The 25404-nt window shown below is 64.4% G+C and carries 22 protein-coding genes and 1 pseudogene; 15 read left to right on the top strand and 8 right to left on the bottom strand.

Annotation, left to right across the window (positions count from 1 at the left end; translation table 11 throughout):
- Positions 1 to 3: 3 nt before the first annotated feature.
- Positions 4 to 1572 carry a phospholipase D family protein gene (locus ACK6AU_RS09170; protein WP_409298923.1) on the bottom strand — a complete coding sequence of 523 codons (1569 nt, stop codon included), beginning with the start codon at positions 1570 to 1572 and terminating at the stop codon, positions 4 to 6.
- Between the two features lie 62 nt (positions 1573 to 1634).
- Positions 1635 to 3059, bottom strand: coding sequence for a PLP-dependent aminotransferase family protein (locus ACK6AU_RS09165; RefSeq protein ID WP_185696896.1), 1425 nt, complete (start codon positions 3057 to 3059; stop codon positions 1635 to 1637).
- Between the two features lie 178 nt (positions 3060 to 3237).
- Between ACK6AU_RS09165 and ACK6AU_RS09160 the strand changes: the two genes are divergently transcribed.
- Positions 3238 to 3483 carry a DUF1127 domain-containing protein gene (locus ACK6AU_RS09160; RefSeq protein ID WP_185696897.1) on the top strand — a complete coding sequence of 82 codons (246 nt, stop codon included), beginning with the start codon at positions 3238 to 3240 and terminating at the stop codon, positions 3481 to 3483.
- A 55-nt stretch (positions 3484 to 3538) separates the two neighbouring features.
- On the opposite strand, the gene ACK6AU_RS09155 is transcribed toward ACK6AU_RS09160, so the two are convergent.
- The gene (locus ACK6AU_RS09155; RefSeq protein ID WP_409298920.1) at positions 3539 to 4849 is read right to left on the bottom strand and encodes an NAD(P)/FAD-dependent oxidoreductase; all 1311 of its coding nucleotides are present in this window, start codon (positions 4847 to 4849) and stop codon (positions 3539 to 3541) included.
- A 147-nt stretch (positions 4850 to 4996) separates the two neighbouring features.
- Between ACK6AU_RS09155 and ACK6AU_RS09150 the strand changes: the two genes are divergently transcribed.
- Complete coding sequence (locus ACK6AU_RS09150) at positions 4997 to 5350, top strand: YkgJ family cysteine cluster protein (RefSeq protein WP_409298918.1); 354 nt, start codon at positions 4997 to 4999, stop codon at positions 5348 to 5350.
- A 6-nt stretch (positions 5351 to 5356) separates the two neighbouring features.
- Here ACK6AU_RS09150 and ACK6AU_RS09145 read toward each other — a convergent pair whose 3' ends face one another.
- Positions 5357 to 5845, bottom strand: a complete 489-nt coding sequence (locus ACK6AU_RS09145) for an Lrp/AsnC ligand binding domain-containing protein (protein WP_011064210.1) — start codon at positions 5843 to 5845, stop codon at positions 5357 to 5359.
- A 155-nt stretch (positions 5846 to 6000) separates the two neighbouring features.
- On the opposite strand from ACK6AU_RS09145, the gene dadA reads away from it, so the two are divergent.
- The 6 genes from dadA to ACK6AU_RS09115 all read left to right on the top strand — a co-directional run bounded on the left by dadA (position 6001) and on the right by ACK6AU_RS09115 (position 12127).
- The gene (dadA, locus tag ACK6AU_RS09140; protein WP_185696900.1) at positions 6001 to 7302 is read left to right on the top strand and encodes a D-amino acid dehydrogenase; all 1302 of its coding nucleotides are present in this window, start codon (positions 6001 to 6003) and stop codon (positions 7300 to 7302) included.
- Positions 7274 to 7627 (top strand): RidA family protein, encoded by a 354-nt coding sequence (locus tag ACK6AU_RS09135; protein WP_022641824.1) that lies wholly within the window; start codon positions 7274 to 7276, stop codon positions 7625 to 7627. Before dadA ends, ACK6AU_RS09135 begins: the two co-directional genes overlap by 29 nt.
- Positions 7628 to 7716: 89 nt before the next feature.
- Positions 7717 to 8790, top strand: a complete 1074-nt coding sequence (alr, locus tag ACK6AU_RS09130; RefSeq protein WP_185696901.1) for an alanine racemase — start codon at positions 7717 to 7719, stop codon at positions 8788 to 8790.
- A gap of 131 nt (positions 8791 to 8921) precedes the next feature.
- On the top strand, positions 8922 to 9470 hold the full coding sequence (locus ACK6AU_RS09125) for a cupin domain-containing protein (protein WP_185696902.1): 549 nt from the start codon (positions 8922 to 8924) through the stop codon (positions 9468 to 9470).
- A 181-nt stretch (positions 9471 to 9651) separates the two neighbouring features.
- Positions 9652 to 10068, top strand: coding sequence for a cytochrome c5 family protein (locus tag ACK6AU_RS09120; protein ID WP_185696903.1), 417 nt, complete (start codon positions 9652 to 9654; stop codon positions 10066 to 10068).
- A 136-nt stretch (positions 10069 to 10204) separates the two neighbouring features.
- Positions 10205 to 12127, top strand: a complete 1923-nt coding sequence (locus ACK6AU_RS09115; RefSeq protein ID WP_185696904.1) for an acetyl-CoA hydrolase/transferase family protein — start codon at positions 10205 to 10207, stop codon at positions 12125 to 12127.
- 13 nt (positions 12128 to 12140) lie between these two features.
- Here the strand turns inward: ACK6AU_RS09115 and ACK6AU_RS09110 are convergent, their stop codons facing one another.
- Positions 12141 to 12713, bottom strand: coding sequence for a xanthine phosphoribosyltransferase (locus tag ACK6AU_RS09110; RefSeq protein WP_185696905.1), 573 nt, complete (start codon positions 12711 to 12713; stop codon positions 12141 to 12143).
- A 56-nt stretch (positions 12714 to 12769) separates the two neighbouring features.
- Entirely contained in the window at positions 12770 to 14779 is a 2010-nt protein-coding gene (gene rep / locus ACK6AU_RS09105; protein ID WP_031320690.1) for a DNA helicase Rep, read from the bottom strand.
- A gap of 267 nt (positions 14780 to 15046) precedes the next feature.
- On the opposite strand from rep, the gene ACK6AU_RS09100 reads away from it, so the two are divergent.
- Positions 15047 to 16720, top strand: a complete 1674-nt coding sequence (locus ACK6AU_RS09100; RefSeq protein ID WP_409298913.1) for a putative bifunctional diguanylate cyclase/phosphodiesterase — start codon at positions 15047 to 15049, stop codon at positions 16718 to 16720.
- Positions 16721 to 16729: 9 nt separating this feature from the next.
- Here the strand turns inward: ACK6AU_RS09100 and ACK6AU_RS09095 are convergent, their stop codons facing one another.
- The gene (locus ACK6AU_RS09095; protein ID WP_185696907.1) at positions 16730 to 18121 is read right to left on the bottom strand and encodes a NorM family multidrug efflux MATE transporter; all 1392 of its coding nucleotides are present in this window, start codon (positions 18119 to 18121) and stop codon (positions 16730 to 16732) included.
- 157 nt (positions 18122 to 18278) lie between these two features.
- Here ACK6AU_RS09095 and ACK6AU_RS09090 point away from each other — a divergent pair, with 157 nt between their 5' ends.
- The 4 genes and pseudogenes from ACK6AU_RS09090 to ACK6AU_RS09075 all read left to right on the top strand — a co-directional run bounded on the left by ACK6AU_RS09090 (position 18279) and on the right by ACK6AU_RS09075 (position 22455).
- A complete protein-coding gene (locus ACK6AU_RS09090) occupies positions 18279 to 19199 on the top strand; it encodes a LysR substrate-binding domain-containing protein (protein WP_409298910.1) in 921 nt (306 codons plus the stop codon).
- A 193-nt stretch (positions 19200 to 19392) separates the two neighbouring features.
- A pseudogene (locus ACK6AU_RS09085) lies at positions 19393 to 20466 on the top strand (Cache 3/Cache 2 fusion domain-containing protein); the annotation flags it as partial.
- 42 nt (positions 20467 to 20508) lie between these two features.
- Complete coding sequence (locus ACK6AU_RS09080; RefSeq protein WP_409298948.1) at positions 20509 to 21369, top strand: methyl-accepting chemotaxis protein; 861 nt, start codon at positions 20509 to 20511, stop codon at positions 21367 to 21369.
- A 117-nt stretch (positions 21370 to 21486) separates the two neighbouring features.
- Entirely contained in the window at positions 21487 to 22455 is a 969-nt protein-coding gene (locus ACK6AU_RS09075) for a Ca2+-dependent phosphoinositide-specific phospholipase C (RefSeq protein WP_409298908.1), read from the top strand.
- A gap of 3 nt (positions 22456 to 22458) precedes the next feature.
- On the opposite strand, the gene ACK6AU_RS09070 is transcribed toward ACK6AU_RS09075, so the two are convergent.
- Positions 22459 to 23472: an ABC transporter six-transmembrane domain-containing protein gene (locus ACK6AU_RS09070; RefSeq protein ID WP_409298906.1), complete on the bottom strand. Its 1014-nt coding sequence runs from the start codon at positions 23470 to 23472 to the stop codon at positions 22459 to 22461.
- Positions 23473 to 23498: 26 nt separating this feature from the next.
- Here ACK6AU_RS09070 and ACK6AU_RS09065 point away from each other — a divergent pair, with 26 nt between their 5' ends.
- Together ACK6AU_RS09065 and ACK6AU_RS09060 are read left to right on the top strand one after the other, a co-directional pair.
- Complete coding sequence (locus tag ACK6AU_RS09065) at positions 23499 to 24077, top strand: TetR/AcrR family transcriptional regulator (protein WP_185696912.1); 579 nt, start codon at positions 23499 to 23501, stop codon at positions 24075 to 24077.
- Positions 24078 to 24188: 111 nt separating this feature from the next.
- Positions 24189 to 25403 carry an aldose 1-epimerase family protein gene (locus ACK6AU_RS09060; protein WP_409298904.1) on the top strand — a complete coding sequence of 405 codons (1215 nt, stop codon included), beginning with the start codon at positions 24189 to 24191 and terminating at the stop codon, positions 25401 to 25403.
- Position 25404 lies beyond the last annotated feature (1 nt).

The raw sequence follows: 25404 nt of genomic DNA, 5'->3' as shown, positions 1-25404 counted from the left end.
TGGCTAGAGCATGCGTTCCAGGCCGATGCGGGTGCTCAGCCAGGCGTTGATCCGGCGCCACCAGCTGCCGGGCTCGTGGTCCAGGCTGTGCAGCCGGCCCTGGTCCTCGGTGACCCAGGTCAGCTGGCCGCCCTCCAGCCTGACCTCGTAGCTCAGGGCCGGGGCCATACCCTGCCGGGCCAGCTCGCGCACGTGCCCGGCCAGCTCCGGGCTGTCCACCAGCACCCCGACCTCGGTGTTCCACAACACTGAACGCGGGTCGAAATTGAACGAGCCGATGAAGCTCTTGCGCTGGTCGAAGATCATCGCCTTGCTGTGCAGGCTGGAGTCGGAGCCATGCACGGCGCCGCTGTGGAACAGCCGTGGCCCGCTGCCGCCATGCTTCCCAGGCTGGCGTCGCAGTTCATAGAGTTTTACTCCATGCTCCAGCAGCGCCTTGCGATAGGGCGCGTAGCCGCCATGCACCACCGGGACATCGGTGGCTTCCAGGGAGTTGGTCAGCAAGCTCACCGCGACCCCGGCATCGGCGCGGCCCGTCAGGTACACCAGGCCGGACTGGCCGGGGACGAAGTAGGCCGAGACCATGACCAGCTCCTGGCTCACGCGCCGTAGTTCCGGTGCCAGTTGGGTGGTCAGCAACAGTTGCGGATCGGGGTCGCCCTTGGCCAGGACCTTGGTCGGCGCGTCCCACAGGGCCTGGTTCCAGGCCCAGATCAGTTCCTTGCGCCAGAGCTCCAGGCGCGGTTGGGTCTGATAGGCCAGCAGCTGTCGATACAGCGCCTGGTTCTGCCGGCGGCTGTCTTGCAGCGATTGCTCCAGGCGCAGCCGGGTATTGTCCAGGTCACTGGCCGACGGGGCTCGGGACAGGAACCCATCCACCGGCTTGCTCAGGGCGCTGTTCCAGTACTGATCGAAACTGTGGCTCAACTGCTCGGCTACCGGGCCGACGCTGAGCATGTCGATGTCGGTGAAGTTCAGGTTGGGCTCGGCATCGAAGTACTCATCCCCCAGGTTGCGCCCACCGACGATGGCCACGCTGTTGTCGGCCAGCCACAGCTTGTTGTGCATCCGCCGATGTTGCTGCGAGAGGTTGAACAGGCGGCCCATGGAGCGGGTGAGGACGGTGCTGCGCCCCAGGTGCAGGGGGTTGAACAGGCGGATCTGGATCTGCGGGTGGGCCGCCAGGGTGGCGATGATCTGGTCCAGGCCGTCGCTGGTGGTGTCGTCCAGCAAGATGCGCACCCGCACGCCGCGATCGGCGGCCTTGAGCAGTTCGTCCACCAGCATCCGTGTGCTGATGCCGTCGTGGACGATGTAGTACTGCAGGTCGAGGCTGCTTTGCGCGCGGCGAATCAATTCGGCCCGGGCGATGAACGCCTCGGTGCTGTTGGGCAGCAGGCGAAAGCCCGAGCGTCCTTGGTAGGGAGCGGCCTGGGCCTTGATCGATTGGGCGAACGCCGAGTCGGTGGCGGCCAGGGCCTGGCTGGGCCGGGGTGGCGCTGGTGGAGTGGCGCAGCCGCCGAGCCCGAGGCCCAGCAGCAGAAGCAAGGAGAACGCCTGTTTACGGCTCAAGTCGGGTCATCTCGTATCACTGCACGGGGTACATGCCTGGCTTGGGACGAAAGGGGCAGGCGTCAGTCCTGGATGTCGCTGAGTAGCTGGCTGGCCGCGGCGCCGACCTTGCGCACCGCGTCCTCGATCTGCGGGGTTGGCTTGGCGGCGTAGTTCATCCGCAGGCAATTGCGGTATTTGCCCGAGGCGGAAAAGATGCTGCCCACGGCGATCTGCACCCCCTGGTCCAGCAGGATCCGGTTGAGCTTCAGAGAGTCGAAGCGCTCGGGAAGTTCGATCCACAGCAGGAAGCTGCCTTGCGGGCGGCTGGCGCGGGTGCCGGCGGGAAAGTAGCGGCTGACCCAGTCCAGCATCAGGTCGCGGTTGCGCTGGTACTGGTTGCGCATCTTGCGCAGGTGGGGCTCGAAATGGCCGCCCTTGAGGAACTCGGCGATGGCCACCTGGGGTTGCGGAGCCGTGGAGCCGGTGCTGATGTATTTCATGTGCAGCACCCGTTCCAGGTAGCGCCCGGGGGCTACCCAGCCGATGCGCAGGCCGGGCGCCAGGGTTTTCGAGAACGAACTGCACAGCAGCACGCGCCCATCATCGTCGAAGGACTTGATGGTCCGTGGGCGCGGGTAGGTGTAGGCCAGTTCGCCATACACATCGTCTTCGATGATCGCCACGTCGAAGCGCTGGGCCAGGGTCAGCAAGGCGCGCTTGCGCTGCTCGGGCATGATGTAGCCCAGGGGGTTGTTGCAGTTCGGGGTCAACTGTATGGCCTTGATCGGCCACTGTTCCAGGGCCAGTTCCAAGGCTTCCAGGCTGATGCCGCTGACCGGGTCGGTGGGGATTTCCAGGGCCTTCATGCCCAGGCCCTTGAGGGTCTGCATGGCGCCGTGGAAGCTCGGCGAGTCCACGGCGACGATATCCCCGGGCTGGCAGATGGCGCGGATGCTGGTGGACAGCGCTTCATGGCAACCGGTGGTGATCACCAGGTCGTTGGCGCCCACCTGGCAGCCTGAATCCAGCATCAACCGCGCGACCTGCTCGCGCAACTCCAGCACGCCGTAGATGTTGTCGTAATGCAGGCCGGGCATGTCCTGGCGGCGGCTGAGCCGGGCCAGGGCCCGCAGCAGCGGCTTCATGGTCGGCGTGGTGATATCCGGCATGCCGCGTCCCAGCTGTACCACGTCCTTGCGCGGCACCGCGCGGACCAGTTCCAGCACCTGGTCCCACTGGGAAATCTCCACCGGCCGCTGAGCCGGGCGGCCCACTGCGGGCAGGGCCGGCAGTTCGCGGCTGGGCGGAACGAAATAGCCCGACTTGGGCTTGGGCATCGCCATGCCGTTGTCCTCGAGCAGGCGATAGGCCTGCTGCACCGTGCTCAGGCTGACCCCATGCTCGAGGCTCAAGGCACGCACCGACGGCAGCCGGTCACCGGGGCGGTAGAAGCCCTGTTCGATGCGGGTGCCCAGAAGTTCGGCGAGATTCACATAGAGGGTCATGCTGTTGCCTCGTAGTGGTAGGCGTGAGGACCGGTACAGATCGGCAAAAAATCCAGGATTCAGCAGGATTTTGGCTAAATCTGTATGGAGTTAATACAGATACTTTGGCTCTGTATTGGTTTTCGCTTGACACGCATCATGTCGGCTCATGGCAACTTGAGCAACAGGAGCGATGCAGATGAACGGCTTGAGCGATGTGCGGCTGTCGTTACACGGTCAGGAACTGGTGGCGGAGCAGGAACAGGCAGTGGAGCGAGCATCGTCCCGTTCCGCGCCTTCCGGCCTCGGCCGCTGGGGCTTGTACTGGCATCGGCTGAGCACGCGCAGGGCCCTGCTGGAGATGCCGGCCGAACAATTGCGGGATATCGGTCTGAGCCCTGACGAAGCCCGGCAGGAAGGGCTCAAGCCCTTCTGGCGGCGGTAGCGGAGCTTGCCTGCCAGGGTCGTCGGGCCCTGGCAGCAGAGAAGGTTATTGGTACTCAGGCCAGCTCTTTCAGGCGATGCCAGAGCATGCCCAGGGCCAGCAGCGGCGAGCGCAGGTGCTTGCCGCCGGGGAAGGTGATGTGCGGCACCCTGTCGAACAGGTCGAAGCCACCACCGTGCTGGCCGCTGATGGCTTCGCCCAACAGCTTGCCCGCCAGGTGCGTGGCATTCACTCCATGGCCCGAGTAGGCCTGGGCGTAATACACATTGGGCTGGTCCTTGAGCCGGCCGATCTGCGGCAGGCGGTTGGCGCCGATGCCGATCATCCCGCCCCACTGGTAGTCGATCTTCACGGCGGACAGCTGCGGGAACACGTCCAGCATCTTCGGTCGCATGTAGGCGGCGATATCCTTGGGGTCGCGCCCGGAGTAGTGGCAGGCGCCACCGAACAGCAGGCGCCGGTCGGCCGAGAGCCGGTAGTAGTCCAGGGCCACCCGCTGATCGCAGACGGCCATGTTCTGTGGCAACAGCTCTTGGGCCTGGTCCGGGCTCAGGGGCTCGGTGGCGATGATGTAGCTGCCGGCCGGCAGTACCTTGCCGCCCAGTTGCGGATTGAGGTCGTTGAGGTAGGCGTTGCAGCCCAGCACCAGGGTCTTGGCGCGCACCGTGCCGCGGGCCGCATGCACCTTGACCTCGGCCCCGTAGTCGATGCGGGTCACGCACGAATGTTCGAACAGGCGCACTCCCAGCCGTTGGGCGGCCTGGGCCTCGCCCAGGGCCAGGTTCAGCGGATGCAGGTGGCCGGAGCCCATGTCGACCAGGCCTCCGACGTAGCGTTTGGAGCCCACCACGCTGTGCATTTCGCTGGCCTGTAGCAGGCGGGTCTCGTGGCGATAGCCGAGGCTGCGCAGTTCCTCGGCTTCTTCGGCAAAGCCTTCGAGCTCGGCGGGTTTGTTGGCCAGGTCGCAGTAGCCCCAGGTCAGGTCGCAAGGGATTTGGCAGCGCTCGATGCGCTGGCGCACGATCTCCACCGCCTCCAGGCCCATGAGTTTCATCTGCCGCACGCCTTCGCTGCCGATCACCTTGGTGAACTGTTCCAGGCCGTGGCCGACGCCGCGAATCAACTGCCCGCCATTGCGCCCGCTGGCGCCCCAGCCGATTTGCCGGGCTTCCAGCAGAACCACGCTGAGCCCGCGCTCGGCCAGTTCCAGCGCGGTGTTGAGCCCCGAGAAGCCGCCGCCGACCACGCATACGTCCGCGACCTGCTCGCCAGCCAGGGCCGGATAGTCCGGTTGCGGCAGGCTGCTGGCGGCGTAATAGGAAGCGGGGTGCCGGTCGCTGGCGGCGTGCTGGAGGCTGGCGGGCATGAAGGGCGTCGTCCTGATCGGGTCTGGAAAATGCACGGAGGATAATCCGCGCCTTTCCGGCGGGGCAACCGCAGGGCGGTCGGCGCTGACCTGGCGCGGGGATTTGAGGCAGAATCCACGGCCGTCCACGCGCCTGTAGGCCTTTTAATGAGCTGTAACCGCCAGATCGTCCGTAGCCTGCGCCAGCAGATTCCCTCCTTCGAGTGCGTGCCCGGCTGCCACGACTGCTGTGGCCCGGTCACCACGTCGCCGGAAGAAATGTCCCGCTTGCCGCGCAAGACCGCTGCCGAGCAGGACGCGGCCATGGCGGCGCTGGACTGTGTGCACCTGGGCCCCGAGGGGTGCACGGTGTATGACGAGCGACCGCTGATCTGCCGCCTGTTCGGCACCACCCTGAGCCTGCCGTGCCCCAATGGCCGGCGCCCGGTGGAGCTGATTCATCCGCAGGTCGAGAAGCAGATCCACGACTACATGGCCAGCCAGCGCCAGGTGCTGGTCTAGCCCTCTTCAGTCGGGAATCGGCAGGCTCAGGCTTTCCTTCACCTCTTCCATCACGATGTAGCTCTTGGATTCGCGCACGTGGGGCAGCTTGAGCAGGATGTCGCCCAGCAGCTTGCGATACGAGGCCATCTCCGAGATCCGTGCCTTGACCAGGTAGTCGAAGTCGCCGGAGACCAGGTGGCACTCCAGCACGTGGGGCAGCTTGAGTACCGCCCGGCGGAACTCCTCGAAGGTGTCGCCGGACTTGTAGTCCAGGCTGATCTCGACGAAGACCAGCAGGCTGCCCTTCAGGTGCTGCGGGTTGAGGCGGGCGTTGTAGCCCATGATGATCCCTTCGCGTTCCAGGCGCCTTACCCGCTCGGTGCAGGGGGTGGTGGAGAGGCCGACCCGTTCCCCCAGCTCGGTGAAGGAAATGCGTCCGTCGGCCTGCAGGATGCGCAAGATGTTGCGGTCGATCTTGTCCAGGGCGCGGCGGGTCTGGTGGTTGGTTCTCATAGGGGATGCCCCTCCGTGAAAAGCGATATTGCCGAGAATTCTCGCCAAATATAGGCGGTTATATAGTGAAAATCACTGCCTGATGTTTCTTACACTGCGCGCATCTTTGCTTCGAATAACAACCGGCGGCGGTCAGCCGCGATGAGGATATGAAAATGCGCGTTCTGGTCTTGGGCAGTGGCGTTATCGGAACCACCAGTGCCTATTATCTGGCTCAAGCCGGATTCGAAGTGACCGTGGTGGACCGTCAGCCTGCCGTTGCCATGGAAACCAGCTTCGCCAACGCCGGCCAGGTATCGCCTGGCTATGCCTCGCCATGGGCCGCCCCGGGCGTTCCGCTCAAGGCCATCAAGTGGCTGCTGCAACGCCACGCCCCGCTGGCGATCAAGGCCACCGCCAACGTCGATCAATACCTGTGGATGGCGCAGATGCTGCGCAACTGCACCGCCAGCCGCTATGCCGTGAACAAAGAGCGCATGGTGCGCCTGTCCGAATACAGCCGCGACTGCCTCGACGAACTGCGGGCGGAAACCGGCATCGCCTACGAAGGTCGCAGCCTGGGCACCACCCAGCTGTTCCGTACCCAGGCGCAACTGGACGGTGCGGCCAAGGACATCGCCGTGCTCAAGGAGTCCGGCGTGCCTTTCGAACTGCTGGACCGCGACGGCATCGCCCGGGTCGAGCCGGCCCTGGCCAGCGTCACCAACATCCTCGCCGGTGCCCTGCGCCTGCCCAACGACCAGACCGGCGACTGCCAGATGTTCACCACCCGCCTGGCGGAAATGGCCGTCAAGCTGGGGGTCGAATTCCGTTTCGGCCAGGACATCCAGCGCCTGGACTTCGCCGGCGACCGGATCAACGGCGTGTGGATCGACGGCAAGCTGGAAACCGCCGACCGCTACGTACTGGCCCTGGGCAGCTACTCGCCGCAATTGCTCAAGCCACTGGGCATCAAGGCGCCGGTGTATCCGCTCAAGGGCTACTCCCTGACCGTGCCGATCACCAACTCGGCGATGGCCCCGACGTCCACCATCCTGGACGAAACCTACAAGGTCGCGATCACCCGTTTCGACAACCGTATCCGGGTCGGCGGCATGGCCGAGATCGCCGGTTTCGACCTGTCGTTGAACCCGCGCCGGCGTGAAACGCTGGAGATGATCGTCAACGACCTCTATCCTCAGGGCGGCGACCTGTCCCAGGCCAGCTTCTGGACCGGGCTGCGTCCCACCACCCCGGATGGCACACCGATCGTCGGCGCCACGCCGTATCGCAACCTGTTCTTGAACACTGGCCACGGTACGCTCGGCTGGACCATGGCCTGCGGTTCGGGCCGCCTGCTGGCGGACCTGATGGCCAGGAAGAAGCCGCAGATCAGTGCCGAAGGCCTCGACATTTCCCGTTATGGCAACCCCCAGGAGTCAGCTAAACATGTCAATCCAGCGCCAGCTCACCAATGAGCGCATGAGCCAGATCGTTGTCCACGGCGGTACCGTCTACCTGGCCGGACAGGTCGGCGACAACCTGCAGGCCGGGATCGAGCAACAGACCCGGGAAACCCTGGCCAGCATCGAGCGCTTGCTGGACCTGGCCGGCACCGACAAGACCCGGCTGCTGTCGGTGACCATCTACCTGAAGGACATCGATGCCCATTTCGAAGGCATGAACAGTGTCTGGGACCAGTGGTTGCCCAAAGGCGTGGCACCGGCCCGGGCCACCGTCGAGGCCAAGCTCTGCGAGCCGGAAATCCTCGTCGAGCTGTCGGTAGTGGCCGCCCTGCCTTAAACGAAAAGATCCCTCTCCCGGTGCCGGTGGTGGTTCTGCGCCATCCAGCACCGGTTTTTATTCCCATGACCGCCTAGAAGTCCGCCGCCATGCGTCCTGCCCGTGCCCTGATCGATCTCCAAGCCCTGCGTCACAACTATCAACTGGCCCGCGAAGTCTCGGGTGCCCGTGCCCTCGCGGTGATCAAGGCCGATGCCTATGGCCATGGCGCGGTGCGCTGCGCCCAGGCCCTGGAGGATTGCGCCGACGGTTTCGCCGTGGCCTGCATCGAGGAAGCCCTGGAGCTGCGCGCCGCGGGCATTGGCGCGCCGGTGCTGTTGTTGGAGGGGTTCTTCGAGGCGTCGGAGCTGGCGCTGATCATCGAGCATGATTTGTGGTGCGTGGTGCATTCGCTGTGGCAGCTGGAGGCCATCGAGCAAGCGAGCCTGGCCAAACCGCTGACGGTCTGGCTCAAGCTGGACTCGGGCATGCACCGGGTCGGTCTGCACCCCAAGGACTACCAGGGCGCCTACCAGCGGCTGCAGGCCAGCGGCAAGGTCGAGAAGATCGTGCTGATGAGCCACTTCGCCCGTGCCGACGAACTGCATTGCACCAGCAGCACCGAGCAGATCGCGGTGTTCGAAGCGGCCCGCCAGGGCCTGGGGGCCGAGGTCAGCCTGCGCAACTCGCCGGCGTTGCTGGGCTGGCCCAGCGCGCCCAGCGACTGGGTGCGCCCGGGCATCATGCTCTACGGGGCGACGCCGTTCGAAGAAGCCAACTCGCTGGCCGAGCGCCTGCAACCGGTGATGACCCTGGAGTCCAAGGTCATCTGCGTGCGTGAGCTGCCTGCCGGCGAACCCATCGGCTACGGCGCCAAGTTCATCACCGACAAGCCGATGCGGATCGGCGTGGTCGCCATGGGTTATGCCGACGGCTACCCGCGCCATGCACCCACCGGCACCCCGGTACTGGTGGCCGGCCGGCGCAGCCGCCTGTTGGGCAGGGTTTCCATGGACATGCTGTGTGTCGATTTGACGGACGTGCCCGAGGCCGGCCTGGGCTCGACCGTGGAGCTGTGGGGCAAGAACATCCTGGCCAGCGAGGTCGCCCTGGCGGCCGACACCATCCCCTACCAGTTCTTTTGCAACCTGCGGCGGGTGCCGCTGGTGTACAGCGAGGGCTGAGAGCCCGCGGGCCGTACCGAAAGTCGCCTATCCTGGGGGAATCCGGGGCAAGTGTTGTAAATACTGAACGCTGTCGCCATGATAACGCTCGATTACAACAACGCCTGATTCCCGCCTAGGAGACTGCCGTATTGGACGTCGGTGAGCGACTGCAATCCATCCGTAAACTGAAGGGTTTGTCCCAGCGTGAACTCGCCAAGCGTGCGGGCGTCACCAACAGCACCATTTCAATGATCGAGAAGAACAGCGTCAGTCCTTCGATCAGCTCGTTGCGCAAGGTGCTGGGCGGCATCCCCATGTCCATGGTGGAGTTCTTTTCCGAGGAGGTCCTCCAGGAGACTCCTTCGCAGATCGTCTACAAAGCCCACGAACTGATCGACATCTCCGATGGCGCCGTGACCATGAAGCTGGTGGGGCGTGCACGCCCGAGCCGCGCCATCGCCTTTCTCAACGAGATCTACCCGCCGGGCGCCGACACCGGTGAGGAGATGCTCACCCATGACGGCGAAGAAACCGGGATCCTGCTCGAAGGTCGCCTGGAGCTGGTGGTAGGCCTGGAAACCTTCATCCTCGAGGCCGGTGACAGCTACTATTTCGAAAGCACCAAGCCCCATCGTTTCCGTAATCCGTTCGATGTGCCGGCGCGACTAATCAGCGCAGCTACCCCAGCGAATTTCTAGGCCAAGAGGCGTCCCGCAAGGCTTGCAGCGAGGCCCCAGCGACATTTCGCCGCGATCAAGACCCCTTCGACTTTGGGGTTGTTTCAGTGTGACGGGCTAACCGTTATACTTTCGCCCGCCTGCGAAACCGTGGCCGCAGGCGTGACTAGCCACCATTGAGGGTGTACGCGTGAACCTAATTATGAAAATGCTGGCCGCACCAGCAACCGTATTGGCCCTTTGGGCAGTCAGCGCTCAAGCTGCGACCAATGACGATATCGCCAAGCGCCTCGAGCCCGTTGGCCAGGTCTGTGTCCAGGGTCAGGAATGCAAGGGGATGGAAGTCGCTGCCTCCGCAGGCGGTGGCGGTGGCGCCAAGTCGCCGGACGACGTGATCGCCAAGCACTGCAACGCTTGCCACGGCAGCGGCCTGCTGGGCGCGCCGAAGATCGGCGATACCGCTGCCTGGAAGGAGCGTGCCGATCACCAGGGCGGCCTCGATGGCATCCTGGCCAAGGCGATTACCGGCATCAATGCCATGCCGCCTAAAGGCACCTGCGCCGATTGCTCCGATGAGGAACTCAAGGGCGCGATCCGGAAGATGTCCGGCCTGAAATAAGCGGTCATCTGCAGCGAAAAAGCCGCTTGCGAGCGGCTTTTTTGTGGGCGCGATTTGACCTGCGCCCTGTTCAATGCAGCAAACTCCCGGCAAGCTCGGTCCAACCCCTATTCACGGACGGTTCCTGGAGGGTCAGATGCTGCAATCCTGTTCCATCGAGCAGGCGGTGGATGAAGTGCTCGCCCGCTTGCCGCAACACATCCACATGGGCATGCCCCTGGGGTTGGGCAAACCCAATCGGTTCGCCAATGCCCTGTACCGGCGTATCGCCCAGTTGCCCGAACGCCAACTGACTATCTACACCGCCCTGAGCCTGGGGCGCCCGGCACTGGGCGACGGCTTGCAGCGGCGGTTTCTCGAACCCTTCGTCGAGCGGGTGTTCGGCGACTATCCCGAACTGGACTTCCTCGCCGACCTGCACCGTGACAGCCTGCCGGCCAACATCCGCGTCGAGCAGTTCTTCATGCAGCCCGGCAGCCTGCTGCACAGCGCGGCGGCGCAACAGGACTACGTCAGCAGCAACTACAGCCATGCGGCCCGGGACATCAATGCCGCCGGCCTGAACCTGGTGGCCCAGCTGGTGGCCCGCGATCCGCAGCGGCCTGGCCAGCTGAGCCTGAGTTGCAACCCGGATATCACCCTGGACATGCTGCCGCTGGTCGCCAAGCGCCGCGCCGCCGGGGAGACCATCCTGGTCCTCGGCCAGGTCCATGCGGACCTGCCCTACATGCCGGGCGACGCTGAAGTCCAGGCGAGGGATTTCGACCTGCTGATCGACGAAGAAGAGCGCAGCACGCTGTTTTCCACGCCGAACATGCCGGTGGGCGTGCAAGACCACTGCATCGGCCTGCATGCCAGTACCCTGGTACGCGACGGCGGCACCCTGCAGATCGGCATTGGCTCCATGGGCGATGCGCTGACCGCCGCCTTGCTGGCACGCCAGGCGGACAACCCGGGCTACCGTGCCTTGCTGGCGGACTTGCAGGTGGATCATTGGCAGCCGCTGATCGATCGCGAGGGCGGCGTCGAGCCATTTGCCCAGGGGCTCTATGGTTGCAGCGAGATGTTCGTCAACGGCTTGCTGGCCCTGGCCGATGCCGGGATCGTGCGGCGCAAGGTCTACCCGAGCCTGGAGCTGCAGGGCCAGGCCAATGCCGGCACCCTGGACCCGGCCACGCCGGGCGGGGTCTCGATCCATGGCGGCTTCTTCCTCGGACCACGCAGTTTCTACCAGCGCTTGCGCGAGCTGCCCAAGGAGCGGTTGGCGGAGTTCAACATGAGTGCCATCAGCTACATCAACGAGCTGTATGGCCATGAGGAACTCAAGCGCCTGCAGCGTCGCGATGCGCGCTTCATCAACAGCGCGTTCACCATGACCCTGCTGGGCGCCGCGGTGTCCGACCAGTTGCAGGGTGGGCGGGTGTTGAGCGGCGTAGGCGGGCAGTACAACTTCGTGGTCCAGGGCCATGCCCTGGCGGATGCCCGTTCGGTGCTGATCCTGCGCAGTTGGCGGGAGTCGGCAGGGGAGGTCAGCTCCAACATCGTCTGGGAGTACGGCCATTGCACCATCCCGCGGCACCTGCGGGACATCGTCATCACCGAGTACGGGATCGCCGATCTGCGGGGCAAGTCCGATGCGAAGGTGATCGAGGCGCTGCTCAACATCAGCGACTCACGCTTCCAGCCAGGTCTGATTGAACAGGCTCAGAAAGCCGGCAAGCTGCCCAGGGACTTCCGCCTGGAACCGCGTTTTGCCGATAACAGCCCGCAGCGCTTGCTGGACATACAGGCGCGCCATCGCCATCTGTTCCCCGAATATCCGCTGGGCAGTGACTTCACCGTCCAGGAGCGCGATTTGCTGCGGGCGCTGAACTGGCTCAAGAGCAAGTTCAAGCTCAGCGAGATCCTCGAGCTGGGCAAGGCGGCCTTCGACGCGCCGGAGGCCGGGGCATTTCCCGAGCACCTGGAGCGCATGGGGCTGGAGCAACCCGAGGGCCTGCGTGAGGACCTGTACCAGCGTTTGTTGCTGGCCGGCCTGCAGGCCACCCGTCAACCGTGAGCCTGGCGCCGGGTCACTCGATGAAAGTGACCACGCCGCCGGAAAGGGATTTGACCCGCGCCAGGGATTCCACGCGGTAGCCCTGGGCGTCCAGTTCGGCGCGGCCGCCCTGGAAGGATTTCTCGATCACGATGCCCAGGCCGGCCACGGTGGCACCGGCCTGCTTGATGATCGAGATCAGGGCCTGGGAGGCCTTGCCGTTGGCCAGGAAGTCGTCGATGACCAGCACGCGGTCGCTGCTGGTCAGGTGCCGTGGCGAAATGGCCACGGTGCTTTCCACTTGCTTGGTGAAGGAATAGACGGTGGCCGAGAGCAGATTCTCGGTCAGGGTCAAGGACTGGTGCTTGCGGGCGAAGATCACCGGTACACCCAGGTTCAGGCCGGTCATGATCGCAGGAGCGATGCCGGAGGCCTCGATGGTCACGATCTTGGTGACGCCCGAGTCCTTGAACAGCCTGGCGAATTCGTCGCCGATCAATTTCATCAATTGCGGATCGATCTGATGGTTCAGAAAGGCATCGACTTTCAGTACTTGATCGGAAAGCACGATGCCTTCTTCGCGAATTTTCTGGTGCAGTGCTTCCACGGAGCTTCCTCTATTGGCCGCTTTGGGGCCAAGGGTCTGTTGAAAAATAGTCGATTTTACCGCTTTAGCATCGCGCGTATATCGGCCAAAGCGTTGTTGCCGCGAACGGCCTTGACCTCGGTCGGCGTGTCGTCGTTGCCTTCCCAGGCCAGGTCGTCCGGAGGCAGTTCGTCGAGAAAGCGGCTTGGCGCGCAGTCGATGATTTCGCCGTACTGCTTGCGCTTGGCCGCGAAGGTGAAGGCCAGGGTCTGGCGCGCGCGGGTGATGCCCACGTAGGCCAGGCGTCGCTCCTCCTCGATGGTATCGGCTTCGATACTGGAGCGGTGGGGGAGGATCTCCTCTTCCATGCCCATGATGAACACGTAGGGAAACTCCAGGCCCTTGGAGGCGTGCAGGGTCATCATCTGTACCCCTTCGGCGCCGTCTTCCTCTTCCTGCTGGCGTTCCAGCATGTCGCGCAGGACCAGCTTGCCGATGGCGTCCTCGACGGTCATCTCGCCGTCTTCGTCTTTTTCCAGGGTGTTCTTCAGGGCCTCGACAAGGAACCAGACGTTGCCCATCCGGTAGTCCGCGGCCTTGTCGCTGGAGCTGTTGGTGCGCAGCCAGTTCTCATAGTCGATATCCATGATCATGCTGCGCAGGGCGCCGATCGGATCCTCGCCGGCGCATTGTTCGCGGACCCGGTCCATGAAGCGCTTGAAGCGTGCCAGGCGGTCGGTGAAGCGGCTGTCCAGGTGCTCGCCCAGGCCGATTTCCTCGGTGGCGGCGTACATGGAGATACCGCGTCCGGTGGCGTAGTTGCCGAGTTTCTCCAGGGTCGTGGAGCCGATTTCCCGACGTGGCACGTTGATCACCCGCAGGAACGCGTTGTCGTCATCGGGGTTCACGATCAGGCGGAAGTAGGCCATCAGGTCCTTCACTTCCTGGCGGCCGAAGAAGCTGTTGCCACCGGACAGGCGATAAGGCACCTGGTGGTGCTGCAGCTTCAGCTCGATCAGCTTGGCCTGGTAGTTGCCCCGGTAGAGGATCGCGAAATCGCTGTAGGGACGGTTGGTGCGCAAGTGCAGGGTGAGGATTTCCATGGCCACCCGCTCGGCCTCGGCGTCCTCGTTCTTGCAGCGGATCACGCGGATCTCGTCGCCGTGGCCCATCTCGCTCCACAACTGCTTTTCGAATTCGTGGGGGTTGTTGGAGATCAGCACGTTGGCGCAGCGCAGGATGCGGCTGGTGGAGCGGTAGTTCTGCTCCAGCATCACCACTTTCAATGACGGGTAGTCGTCCTTGAGCAGCATCAGGTTTTCCGGGCGCGCGCCGCGCCAGGCATAGATCGACTGGTCGTCGTCGCCTACCACGGTGAACTGGTTGCGCGTCCCGATGAGCATCTTCACCAGCAGGTACTGGCTGGCGTTGGTGTCCTGGTACTCGTCCACCAGCAGGTAGCGCACCTTGTTCTGCCACTTCTCGAGGATGTCGGCGTGCTCCTCGAACAGCTTCACCGGCAGCAGGATCAGGTCGTCGAAGTCCACCGCGTTGAACGCCTTGAGCGTGCGCTGGTAGTGGGTGTAGACGATGGCCGCGGTCTGTTCCTTGGGGTTGCGCGCGTTTTCCAGGGCCTGGGCCGGCAGGATCAGGTCGTTCTTCCAGGCGCCGATCATGTTCTTGATCTCGTCGACGCCGTCGTCCCCGGAATACTCCTTCTGCATGATGTCGGTCATCAGGGCCTTGACGTCGGTCTCGTCGAAGATCGAGAAGCCCGGCTTGTAGCCCAGCCGCACATGTTCCTTGCGGATGATGTTCAGGCCCAGGTTGTGGAAGGTCGATACGGTCAGGCCGCGACCCTCGCCACTGCGCAGCAGGGTGCCGACCCGTTCCTTCATTTCCCGTGCCGCCTTGTTGGTGAAGGTCATGGCGACGATGTACTGGGCGCGGATCCCGCAGTTCTGGATCAGGTGGGCGATCTTGCGGGTGATCACGCTGGTCTTGCCGGAGCCTGCACCGGCGAGCACCAAAAGAGGGCCGCCGACGTAGTTCACGGCTTCTTGCTGCCGGGGATTGAGTCGGGACATGACGGAAAAAAGGGGTCGGTTGCGAAAAGGGCGGGCATTTTAACAGGATGAACGGATTCTGCTGCGTCTCTCCGACTTGTGACGCATAACGCTATCTAAATTTGCCGGTTTTGATACTTTCCCGCAGGATGCGCGCTAAATATGCGTCTAACGTTCGCATCAGAGCGGTACAAGAAGTTGCGTATGATAATTAATATCAATTGATATTGTCCTTTCGCGCGCCATAATGCCCGCCGCCAACTTTTTTGCAGAGTCTAGGGAGCTAGCTTGTCCAAGCCTGTCGAACCCTTGCGTGTGCTGCTACTGGCCCTCGAGCCGGTATGGACAGCGTTGTTGCGCGAGTGTGTCGCTCCGTTGGGGGACTCGGTGGTATTGATCAACGCTCCCAGCTGGGAGTCGGTCAGCCGACTGTTCGAAAATGATCGCAACGCGGTCCTGTTGACCATTCCACAACTGCAGCCCGGACCCGGGCGTTGCAGCCTGCCGACGATTTTGCTGCTGGACCAGGAGCCCACGGTGACGCCGGCGGGGGCCAGCGACTGGCTGGTGGGTTCGAGCCTGAGCACCGATGCCTTGCGTCGTTGCCTGCGCCATGTGCGCGAGCGCGGAGTGCTGGAGAGCACCTTGCAGCGCCTGGCCGAGCAGGACCCCTTGACCGGCATCGCCAACCGCCAGGGTTTCCAGACGCTGCTGGCGGCGCGTCTGGCGGAAAACGACGGACGCGGCCTGGCCCTGGGCCACCTGGACCTGGACAACTTTCGCCACGCCAACGATGCCCTGGGCCACCAGGCCGGTGACCGGCTGATCCTGCAGGTGGTCTCGCGGCTCAAGAGCCAGCTGGAGGCCGGCGACCAGCTGGCGCGCCTGGGCAGCGATGAGTTCGCCTTGCTGATCGATACCCGCCGCGCCCCACAGCGCGCCGAATGGATGGCCGAGCGCATCACCCAAGCCATGGCCGAACCCTACTGGATCGATGGTGAAAGCCTGTTGATCGGCTGCAGCCTGGGGATCGCCCACGCCCGCGCCAACGCCGGTGCCGACCCGCTGATGTGGCATGCGCACATCGCCATGCAGCAGGCCAAGAGCACCCAGGGTTGCACCTTTCATGTCTTCAACGAGCGGATCAACCGCAACGCGCGCAGCCTGGCCGACCTGGAAAGCGAGTTGCGCCGGGCGCTGCGCCGCGATGAGCTGGAGCTGCACTACCAGCCGCGGCTGAACCTGCATGACGGCAAGATCGTCGGCCTAGAGGCCCTGGTGCGCTGGCGCCATGGCGAGCGCGGCCTGCTGCCGCCCAGCGAGTTCGTGCCCCTGGCCGAGCAGAGCGGGTTGATCGTCCCCTTGGGCTACTGGGTCATTTCCCGCGCCTTGCGGGATATGCAGGCCTTGCGCGAGCGTGGGCTGGAGCCGCTGCACATGGCGGTCAACTTGTCGTTCCGCCAGTTCCAGGACAGCCAGCTGCTGTCGACGCTGGGCCGGCTGATCGCCGAACGTGGGGTGGAGGCGCAGTGGCTGGAGTTCGAGCTGACCGAAACCGCCGTGATGCGCCGCAGCGACCTGGTGAAGCAGACCATGGACGCCCTGGGGCGCCTGGGCGTGCGCTTTTCCCTGGACGACTTCGGCACCGGTTTCTCTTCGTTCGTGCACCTCAACAGCCTGCCGATCGCCCTGCTCAAGGTGGACAAGAGCTTCGTCGGTGGCATGGAGCAGCGCGAGGAAAACCGCAAGCTGGTCCATGCCATGATCAACCTGGCCCATAACCTCAACCTGGAGGTGGTGGCCGAAGGCGTGGAAACCGCCGAGCAACTGGCGCTGTTGCGCGACTTCGGCTGCGACCAGGCCCAGGGCTACCTGATCAGCAAGCCGCTGCCGCTGGCCGAGCTGGTGGAATACCTGACCTTCGGCAACAGCCAGCGCGCGTTCCGCGAAGAGGTGGTCTGAGCCTGGGGCTCACTCGGGCTGCAGGTCCATGGCCGGTGCCGCCCCCTCGCGCTTGATCATGCGCCGCATCCGCCACTCGAACGCCAGGGTCAGGCTGATGGCGGCGCAAGCCAGCCCCAGGGCCAGGCCCCACCAGACGCCGGTCGGCCCCCAGCCCAGGGTGAAGGCCATCAGCCAGGCCGAAGGCGCGCCGATCAGCCAATAGCAGCCCAGGCCCACCAGGAAGGTGGTCTTGGCATCCTTGAGGCCGCGAATCGCTCCCATGGCAATGGTCTGGGTGCCGTCGAACAGCTCGAACCAGGCCGCCACCGCCAGCAGGCTCACCGCCAGATGGATCACCGGGGCGAAGGCCGGGTCGTTGTGATCGAGGAACAGACCGATCAGCTGGTTCGGCAGCAGCCAGAACACCGCCGCGAATCCCAGCATCACCACTGCGCCGAAAGCGATGCCGACCCTGCCCGCCAGGCGCGCGTCCAGCAGTTGCCCGGCCCCGTAGTGCTGGCCGATGCGCATGGTGATGGCGTACGAGACTCCCGCCGGGACCATGAACGCCACCGAGACGATCTGCAGGGCGATCTGATGCGCCGCCAGCTGGGTACTGCCCATGGTGCCCATGCACAGCGCGGCGAAGGCGAACAGCCCGACTTCCACGGCATAGGTCCCGCCGATGGGCAGGCCCAGGCGCCACAGTTCCTGCAGGTAGCGGGTGCTGATCCGCGACAGCCCCTGGCGTAGCGGGTAGGCGGCATAGGCCGGGTGGCGCTTGATGTGCCAGGCCAGGGCCACGGCCATGCAGTTGGCGACGATGGCGGTGACCAGGCCGATACCCACCAGCCCGAGCTTGGGCAGGCCGAACATGCCGGTAATCAGCGCGTAGTTGAGCAGGAAGTTGGCCACCGTGCCGCACAGGCTGATGACCATCACCGGCGTGGCCCGGCCGATGGCGCTGGTGAAGCCGCGCAAGGCCATGAAGCTCAGGTAGCCGGGCAGGGCGAAGGGCAGGATCAACAGGAACTGGCCGGCGGCCTGGACGTTGCTCTCGGTCTGGCCGAACAGCAACAGCACTGGCTTGAGGTTCCACAGCAGCAGGCCGGCCACCAGGGCCATCAGCCAGGCCAGCCACACGCCGGCCTGGGTCAGGCGCGTGGCGCCCTCCATATCGCCGGCGCCATGCCGGATCGCTACCAGGGTACCCACCGCGGCGATCACCCCGATGCAGAAGATCGAGACGAAGGAATAACTGGCTGCGCCCAGGCTGCCGCCGGCCAGGGCCTCGGGGCTCAGGCGAGCCATCATCAGGGTGTCGGTGAGAACCATCAACATGTGCGCCAGCTGCGAGGCGATCAACGGCCCCGCCAGCCGCAGGATGGCCCAGAGTTCGGTACGTGCAGGATGCTGCATGGTCATCAGGCTCGATCAGGTGGATATCGGTAGGAGCGCTGATTCTCGGCGCTCTTGGCTCGTTGCACAAAGCGATAAATATACTTGCTGGCATGATAAAAACTCATGCGAAGCGCTTTCTGGTAGCGTGGCGTCATTGCGCTACCGGAGCCTGAGCATGTCCCGCCGTCTACCCCCTCTCTACGCCCTGCGGGCCTTCGAAGCCGCCGCCCGGCACAGTTCGTTCACCCGGGCTGCCGAGGAACTGTCGATCACCCAGAGCGCCGTCAGCCGGCACATCCGTACCCTGGAAGAACACTTCGCCTGCCGGTTGTTCCAGCGTAGCGGACGCAACCTGCTGTTGACCGAAGCGGCCCGCCTGTTGTTGCCCGGCGTGCGTGAAGGGTTTGGCGCCCTGGAGCGGGCGTGCAGCATCCTGCACGGTGAAGACGGCATCCTGCGCATGAAAGCGCCATCGACCCTGACCATGCGCTGGTTGCTGGCGCGGCTCAGTCGTTTCCGCCACTTGCAGCCGGGCAACGAAGTGCAGCTCACCAGCGCCTGGATGGATGTGGACTCGGTGGATTTCAACCAGGAGCCTTTCGACTGCGCGGTCCTGCTGAGCAACGGCCACTTTCCCGCGGACTGGGAGTCCAGCTACCTGTTCCCGGAACTGCTGATTCCGGTAGGGGCGCCGAACCTGCTCCACGACCAGCCCTGGGATGCGGCGCGCCTGGCGAGCGCCGAGTTGCTGCACCCGACCCCGGACCGTCGCGACTGGCGCAGTTGGCTCGAACACATGGGGTTGGCCGGCCAGGTTTCGCTCAAGGGCGGGCAGGTGTTCGACACCCTGGAGCTGGGGATGATCGCTGCGGCACGGGGCTACGGCGTGTCCATCGGCGATCTGCTGATGGTGGCCGAGGACGTGGCCCAGGGACGCTTGAGCCTGCCCTGGCCGACAGCGGTGGCCAGCGGCCTGAACTACTATCTGGTGTGGCCCAGGACCCGGCCCGGCGGCGAGCGCCTGCGGCGCCTGAGCGACTTCTTGCAAGGGGAGGTCGCGGCCATGCGATTGCCCCAGGTGGAGCGTCTGGGCTGAAACGTTGAAGCTCCCGGTTGACGGGGCTGGAGATATATCCTTGCAAACCGCTCAAGTATTGCCGGGCGCCGCCGAATCCTGGGATATGGAACCAGCGTCCAGGAAGGTCCTGACTCACTAGAAAACCTTGGAATTATTGCTGCCGAGCGTGCCACGTGATCAGGATGATCCGCCTTCTCGGCCAGGAGCCATCATGTCCCAACCCCGTGCCCGGATAGCCTCCCAGCTAGGGCTCGCCCTTGCCCTGGTCCTCGCCCTGGTGATCAGCGGCAGCACCCTGTTTGCCTTGCGTTCGCTGGATTCGGCGAACCTCGATACCCGCGAAGAACACCTGGCCAGCGAAGCCCGCCTGCTGGCCGACCAACTCAACACCTTCCATGGCAGCCTGCGCGAGAGCACCCAGCGCCTGAGCGGCCTGTTCGAGAATCGCTTTCGCAGCGGACTGAGCGTGCATCCCGAAGAGCCGGTGACGGTCGCCGGGGTGCAGACGCCTGGCTTGCACCTGGGCAACGTGGTGTTGAACAACAACTTCGATGAAGTGGACCAGTTCAAGCAGATGACCGCCGGGGTCGCGACCCTGTTCGTACGCAGCGGGGACGACTTCATCCGTGTCAGCACTTCCCTGAGCAAGCAGGATGGCAGCCGCGCCATCGGCACCCTGCTCGATCATGCCCATCCGGCCTATCAGAAGCTCATGGCCGGGCAGGGCTACGTTGGCCGCGCGCTGCTGTTCGAGCGTTTCTACATGACCCAGTACACCCCGGTGATGGACCGCAGTGGTCGGGTAATCGCGGTGTTGTTCGTGGGTTTCGACTACACCGACGCGCAGAACGCCCAGTTCGCCAACCTCAAGCGCTTCCGCATCGGCCAGAGCGGTTCCCTGGCCCTGCTCGACGAACAGCACAAGTGGTTGGTGCCGCCGGCCGGCGTGCAGGCCCTGGATCAGGCGGCGCAGCTTCTGGTGGACGCGGCGAAGGAGCCGGGCAAGGGGCGCTTCTGGAGCGATGGTGGCGAGGACTTCTACAGCCTGGCGATGCCTTTCGCCGACGGCCCCTGGTCGGTGGTGGCGAGCATGCCCAAGTCCGAGATCCGCCAGGTGACCTGGAGCGTGGGGCTACGCCTGGTGATCGGCAGCCTGTTGGCGATGCTGTTGGCGGTAGGCGCCACGGTGTGGTTGCTGCGTAGCAAGCTGGCGCCCCTGGGCGACCTGGTGCGCCAGGCCCAGGCCTTGGGCGGTGGCGACCTGAGCGCGCGCTTGAATGTGTCCAGCCACGATGAGATCGGCCAGCTGGCCCGCAGCTTCAACCAGATGGGCGAGGCCTTGTCGACCATGGTCGAGCACATCCGCCGCTCCGCCACTGAAGTCAGTGGCCGGGCCCAGGCGTTGTCCGGGCTGTCCAGCGGTGCCTACGAAGGCATGGAGCAGCAATCCGGGGAAATCACCAGCATGGCCGGGGCGGTCGAGCAGTTCAGCGCCACCTCGCTGAACATCGCCGACAACATGGGTAGCACCCAGCGCCTGGCCCAGGAAAACGCCGAGCAGACTCACATCGGCCGCGAGTCCATGGAGCAGGCTTCCTCGTCGCTTGAACAGATCGCCGGTGCCCTGGGCAGCACGGCGGCGGTGATCGATACCCTGGGGCAGCGCTCCCAGGAAATCGGCGGGATCGTCGGGGTGATCACCGCCATCGCCGACCAGACCAACCTGCTGGCCCTCAACGCGGCCATCGAGGCGGCCCGCGCCGGGGAGCAGGGTCGCGGTTTCGCGGTGGTGGCCGACGAGGTGCGCAACCTGGCATCGCGCACCCGCGAGGCCACCGCGGAAATCTCGCAGATGATCAACAGCATCCAGCAGGAAACCGGCAATGCCATCCAGACCATGGAGCAGGGCAACCGCCTGATGCAGGAAGGTTTGTCACGCAACGCCGGAGTGGCCGCGGCGCTGGCCTTGATCGACGAGCAGAGCCAGAGCGCCGGCGAGCAATTCGCCGCCATCACCACCGCGACCCAGGAGCAGAGCAGCACGGCCACGGTCCTGAGCCGCAACCTGCAGAGCATCGCCCAGGCCAACAGCGAGCAGCGTGAGGTGGTGTCCAACCTGGCCGTCACCGCGCGCGAGCTGGAGGCCCTGGCCGCCGACCTGCGCCACGAGGTCGATCGCTTCCGTTGACGGCACCTGCCCTCCGGCCCGGCGTTGGAGGGCGCTGGTTGCAATGACGCATGATTGGACTAAAACAGATGAGCGGTTGATTGCCCTTCAAGGACTGACCTTTCAGCAGGAGCAAGCATGACTCGTCTATCCCGTTTCGTTCCCCCTCTATTGGCTGTGTCGACGCTTTTGCTCGGCCAGGCAGCCTTCGGCCAGGAAAGCCCGGCGTTCATCGACCCGGCGTCCTGGAATACCCCGTTCAACCGGATTGCCCAAGTGGCCTGCCACAACTGCTATGAAAAGCAGTACGCCCGCACCTTCAGCAGCGTGCTCGACAGTGTGCGCACCCTGGAGCTGGATTTTTGGGACCAGCAAGATGCCGCGACCGGCGGGTCGCCCCGGCATTGGTTCGTACGGCACGACGCGGGCACCCTGTTCCAGTCCGGCAACGACAATAACTGCACGGGCGACGGCACCGGCAAGAACGATCTGGAAGCCTGCCTGAACGACATCAAGCACTGGAGTGACGGCCACCCGGGGCATTTCCCCATCACCGTGATCCTGGACAAGAAGCAGGGTTGGTCAAAAGCCAGCTCGGGACGCACGCCGCAGGACTTCGATGACTTGGTGAGCCGGATTTTCCAGGGCAAGTTGTATACCCCCCAGGAGCTTGCGAGCCATATCGGCAGCAGTGCCGGAGCCCTGCAGAGCAACCTCAAGGGCAAGTCCTGGCCCACCGCCAGCCAGTTGCAGGGCAAGGTCCTGCTGGTACTCAACCATTCGGAGAACCAGAAACTCTCGCAGTACGCCGAAGCCCGGACCTCCAGCGCCAAAGTGTTCATCTCGCCGGTGACCAACGGCCAGAACGATGTCAGTGGCGAGGTCAGTGGCATGTCTGCCCAGTCATCGGGTTATGTGGCCATGAACAACATGGGCAAGGGTGACAAGAAATGGGCGACCCAAGCCTTTGCCTATAGCCATATCGGTCGGGTCTGGGGCGATGACGGTGTGTCGTTCGCCCAGCACATCGCTGAACAGATCAACCTGTCGGCGTACTACAAGTTCGCCGAGCAGGGGGCTGGCGGTTTCCGCATTCGGCCGTTCTGACGTTCACCGGGGCTCGGCAGTATCGCCAAGCCCCGGGTCCACGCGCTGGCCGATATCCCGCAGGCGCGCCAACTGGTCGATCATGCTCGGTGCCTCGTCGACGCTGCTGACGAAGGTCCACAAGTAAGTCATGACCGCATACACATGGCCGGCCTTGATCTCGGGCGATAGTGACAGCTGGGTGATGGCGATCACGAACAGCACCGCCGCCACCACGCCGAGGAACAGGTAGGCCGTGGCTTCGCGGTCCGAGAGCCAGATCCGCAGCCGCGACAGCAGGCGGTAGTGGCGCTGCAGGGAGTGGGCGCCGACCTTGGCCACCAGGCCGATTTCCTTTTCCAGGCGATTGTTCAGGCGTTCGTGCAACTGCTGGTTGCGCCGGGCGAAACGCGGCAGCAACACCACGCACAGCACCAGCGTCGCCAGGCAGGCCAGGCCGATCCAGGGTTCGATGGCCAGCAGCATCACCGCGGCACCGATGATCGAGACCAGTGCGGTGGCGATGACCGGCACGTGCTTCTCGAAGAAGTCGACGAATTCCCGGGCCAGTACCACCCGCGCCGCCGCGGTCGAGGTGTTCTGCTGTTGCTGGCGCTGGTTGAGGATCACCGGAACGGCCAGGTCCGCATAGATGCGGGTGAAGGTCCGGGTATCCACGGCCCGCCGTGCCGCGCCGACGATCCAGAAACCCAGCACCACCATGGCGTAGACCAGCGCATGGGCGGTGTCACCGCGCAGGATCGAATCCACGGCGAACCCGGCGAACAGCGGATAGGCCAGCAGCAGGGCATTCTCCAGGGCCACCAGCGACAAGGTGACGAACAGCTTGCCCGGGTATGCGCGAGCGATGGCCTTGAGGGTCTGGCCGGCGGATTGCTGGCCGAGTTTCTGGGTTGGATCCGCGATGGCGGGACGAGTGACGACAGGCATGACTGCACCACAGATGGGATAACGGTTAATATTGAGCGAGTGCTCAATTGTCCTTGAGCGATCGCTCAAAGCGCAAGGGCCGGTCATTCCGGCACCAAGAGGTTCGATTGCCTATGTCCCGTAACGACCGAAAGGACCAGATCATCGGCGCAGCCCTGGAACTGTTTCACAGCAAGGGTTTCGCCGAGGTTTCCACCCGTGACCTGGCCGAGCATGCCGGTCTGTCCCGCAGCCACGTCTATCACTACTTCAGCGATTGGAAGGAGCTGCGCCGCGCAGCATTCGTGCGTTTTGCCAATGAACAGCTGGAGGCGGTGGGTGAACCCTTGCGCGGTGCCGCGCCCATGGATGCCCTGCAGGGATTTCTCCGGGACTGCCTGCCCGATTCCGCCGAAGCCGGATGGGCTCTGTGGCTCGATGCCTGGGATGAAGCCATGCACGACGCCGAGCTGGCGCAGGCCTACCTGAGGATCAACGGCGAGTGGCGCAAGATGCTGGCGACGATCATTGCCGATGGGGTCCGGGCCGGGGCTTTCCGCTGCGCCAGCCCCGAGCGCGCGGCAAGGCAGCTGTTCGCCCAGACCATGGGTTACGCCGATGACCTGCTGTTGCGGGCTAGCCCCGAGTCTGCCCGGGCGGCGTTGCAGGAAGTCATGGAAGTGGCCGGCCTGCTGCTCGGCTTCGAAGGCTGAAGGCGAACAGCGGGTTGTGTCGGAATTGTGCGATTAGCCAGGTTTTGTTGCTTGCTGAAACGATTCTTCAGCGCTATAAAAACTGCACAACTCCAAAAAAGGCTTCTTTCCATGACTTCGCTGAAACTGCTGGTCACCCTCGGTGCGCTGAGCGCCGCGTCCCACGCCGTGGCCTGGGACTACGTATTGCTCGATACCGACAAGGCCCCCGACAACTTGCACCTGAGCAGTGAACAGTTGGGGCTGAAGACCAAGCAGCCGTTTTCCGTAACCGTGCGCACCCTGCACGGCGGGCGCCAGGAAGGGGTGAGCATCATCGAGATCGACAATGGTCTGATGAAACTCTCGGTGGTGCCGACCCGCGGCATGAATGTGTTGCAGGCCTCGGTGGGCAATGTGCGCCTGGGCTGGGATTCGCCGGTCAAGGAGGTGGTCAATCCAGCGTTTATCGAGCTCAACGGCCGTGGCGGCCTGGGCTGGCTGGAAGGCTTCAACGAACTGGTGACCCGCTGTGGCTACGAGTGGGTCGGGCACCCGGGCATGGACAACGGCGAGCTGCTGACCCTGCACGGCCGGGCGGCGAACATCCCTGCCAGCAAGGTCACCCTGCATATCGACGAGGCCCCGCCCCATGCCATTCGCCTGCGTGGCGAGCTCAAGGAGCAGGCGTTCAAGAAGGTCGATTTCGGCATCGCTACCGAGCTGGTCACCGAGCCCGGCAGCAGTAGTTTCACCCTCAACGATCGCCTGACCAACAACGGCGACTACCCGAAGGAGTACCAGGCGCTGTATCACAGCAACTTCGGTCCGCCGCTCCTGGAACAGGGCGCGCAGTTCGCCGCGCCGGTGCAGCAGGTGTCGCCATTCAACGACAAGGCCAGGGCCGATCTCGCGGACTGGCGGACCTATCGCGGGCCAACCCGCGACTATGACGAAACCGTCTACAACGTCGTGCCCTATGCCGATGCCCAGGGCGAGACCCTGGCGGTGCTGCACAACAAGGCCGGCAGCCGCGGCGTGTCACTGGGCTTCAATATCCGGCAGCTGCCGGTGTTTTCGCTGTGGAAGAACACCGATACCCAGGGCCAAGGCTATGTGACCGGGTTGGAGCCGGGCACCAGCTTTTCCTACAACCGACGTTATCAGCGTCCGTTGAGTCTGGTGCCGACCATAGACGCCAAGGAGCAGCGGCAATTCCAGATCCGCTACAGCCTGCTGGCGGACAAGGCCGCTGTGGACAAGGCCCTGGAGCGTGTCGGACAGATTCAGGCTGGGCGGCCGACCGAAGTGCGGTCGACTCCACTGGTGGACCTGAGCCAGCAGTGAG

Source organism: Pseudomonas sp. KCJK8993 (assembly GCF_046230915.1).
Classification (GTDB): domain Bacteria; phylum Pseudomonadota; class Gammaproteobacteria; order Pseudomonadales; family Pseudomonadaceae; genus Aquipseudomonas; species Aquipseudomonas piscis.
Note: the sequence above shows the minus strand (reverse complement) of the source record. Positions and strands in the feature narration are given on the sequence as shown.

Excerpts from the sequence above, each read along its gene's own strand:
- ACK6AU_RS09065 (WP_185696912.1), top strand. The coding sequence starts at position 23,499 with ATGTCCCGTAACGACCGAAAGGACCAGATCATCGGCGCAGCCCTGGAA.
- ACK6AU_RS09060 (WP_409298904.1), top strand. The coding sequence starts at position 24,189 with ATGACTTCGCTGAAACTGCTGGTCACCCTCGGTGCGCTGAGCGCCGCG.
- ACK6AU_RS09070 (WP_409298906.1), bottom strand. The coding sequence starts at position 23,472 with ATGACCGGCCCTTGCGCTTTGAGCGATCGCTCAAGGACAATTGAGCAC.
- ACK6AU_RS09155 (WP_409298920.1), bottom strand. The coding sequence starts at position 4,849 with ATGCCCGCCAGCCTCCAGCACGCCGCCAGCGACCGGCACCCCGCTTCC.
- dadA (WP_185696900.1), top strand. The coding sequence starts at position 6,001 with ATGCGCGTTCTGGTCTTGGGCAGTGGCGTTATCGGAACCACCAGTGCC.
- ACK6AU_RS09150 (WP_409298918.1), top strand. The coding sequence starts at position 4,997 with ATGAGCTGTAACCGCCAGATCGTCCGTAGCCTGCGCCAGCAGATTCCC.
- ACK6AU_RS09120 (WP_185696903.1), top strand. The coding sequence starts at position 9,652 with ATGAAAATGCTGGCCGCACCAGCAACCGTATTGGCCCTTTGGGCAGTC.
- ACK6AU_RS09115 (WP_185696904.1), top strand. The coding sequence starts at position 10,205 with ATGCTGCAATCCTGTTCCATCGAGCAGGCGGTGGATGAAGTGCTCGCC.
- ACK6AU_RS09075 (WP_409298908.1), top strand. The coding sequence starts at position 21,487 with ATGACTCGTCTATCCCGTTTCGTTCCCCCTCTATTGGCTGTGTCGACG.
- ACK6AU_RS09145 (WP_011064210.1), bottom strand. The coding sequence starts at position 5,845 with ATGAGAACCAACCACCAGACCCGCCGCGCCCTGGACAAGATCGACCGC.
- ACK6AU_RS09095 (WP_185696907.1), bottom strand. The coding sequence starts at position 18,121 with ATGCAGCATCCTGCACGTACCGAACTCTGGGCCATCCTGCGGCTGGCG.
- ACK6AU_RS09080 (WP_409298948.1), top strand. The coding sequence starts at position 20,509 with ATGGGCGAGGCCTTGTCGACCATGGTCGAGCACATCCGCCGCTCCGCC.
- rep (WP_031320690.1), bottom strand. The coding sequence starts at position 14,779 with ATGTCCCGACTCAATCCCCGGCAGCAAGAAGCCGTGAACTACGTCGGC.
- ACK6AU_RS09165 (WP_185696896.1), bottom strand. The coding sequence starts at position 3,059 with ATGACCCTCTATGTGAATCTCGCCGAACTTCTGGGCACCCGCATCGAA.
- alr (WP_185696901.1), top strand. The coding sequence starts at position 7,717 with ATGCGTCCTGCCCGTGCCCTGATCGATCTCCAAGCCCTGCGTCACAAC.
- ACK6AU_RS09160 (WP_185696897.1), top strand. The coding sequence starts at position 3,238 with ATGAACGGCTTGAGCGATGTGCGGCTGTCGTTACACGGTCAGGAACTG.
- ACK6AU_RS09135 (WP_022641824.1), top strand. The coding sequence starts at position 7,274 with ATGTCAATCCAGCGCCAGCTCACCAATGAGCGCATGAGCCAGATCGTT.
- ACK6AU_RS09090 (WP_409298910.1), top strand. The coding sequence starts at position 18,279 with ATGTCCCGCCGTCTACCCCCTCTCTACGCCCTGCGGGCCTTCGAAGCC.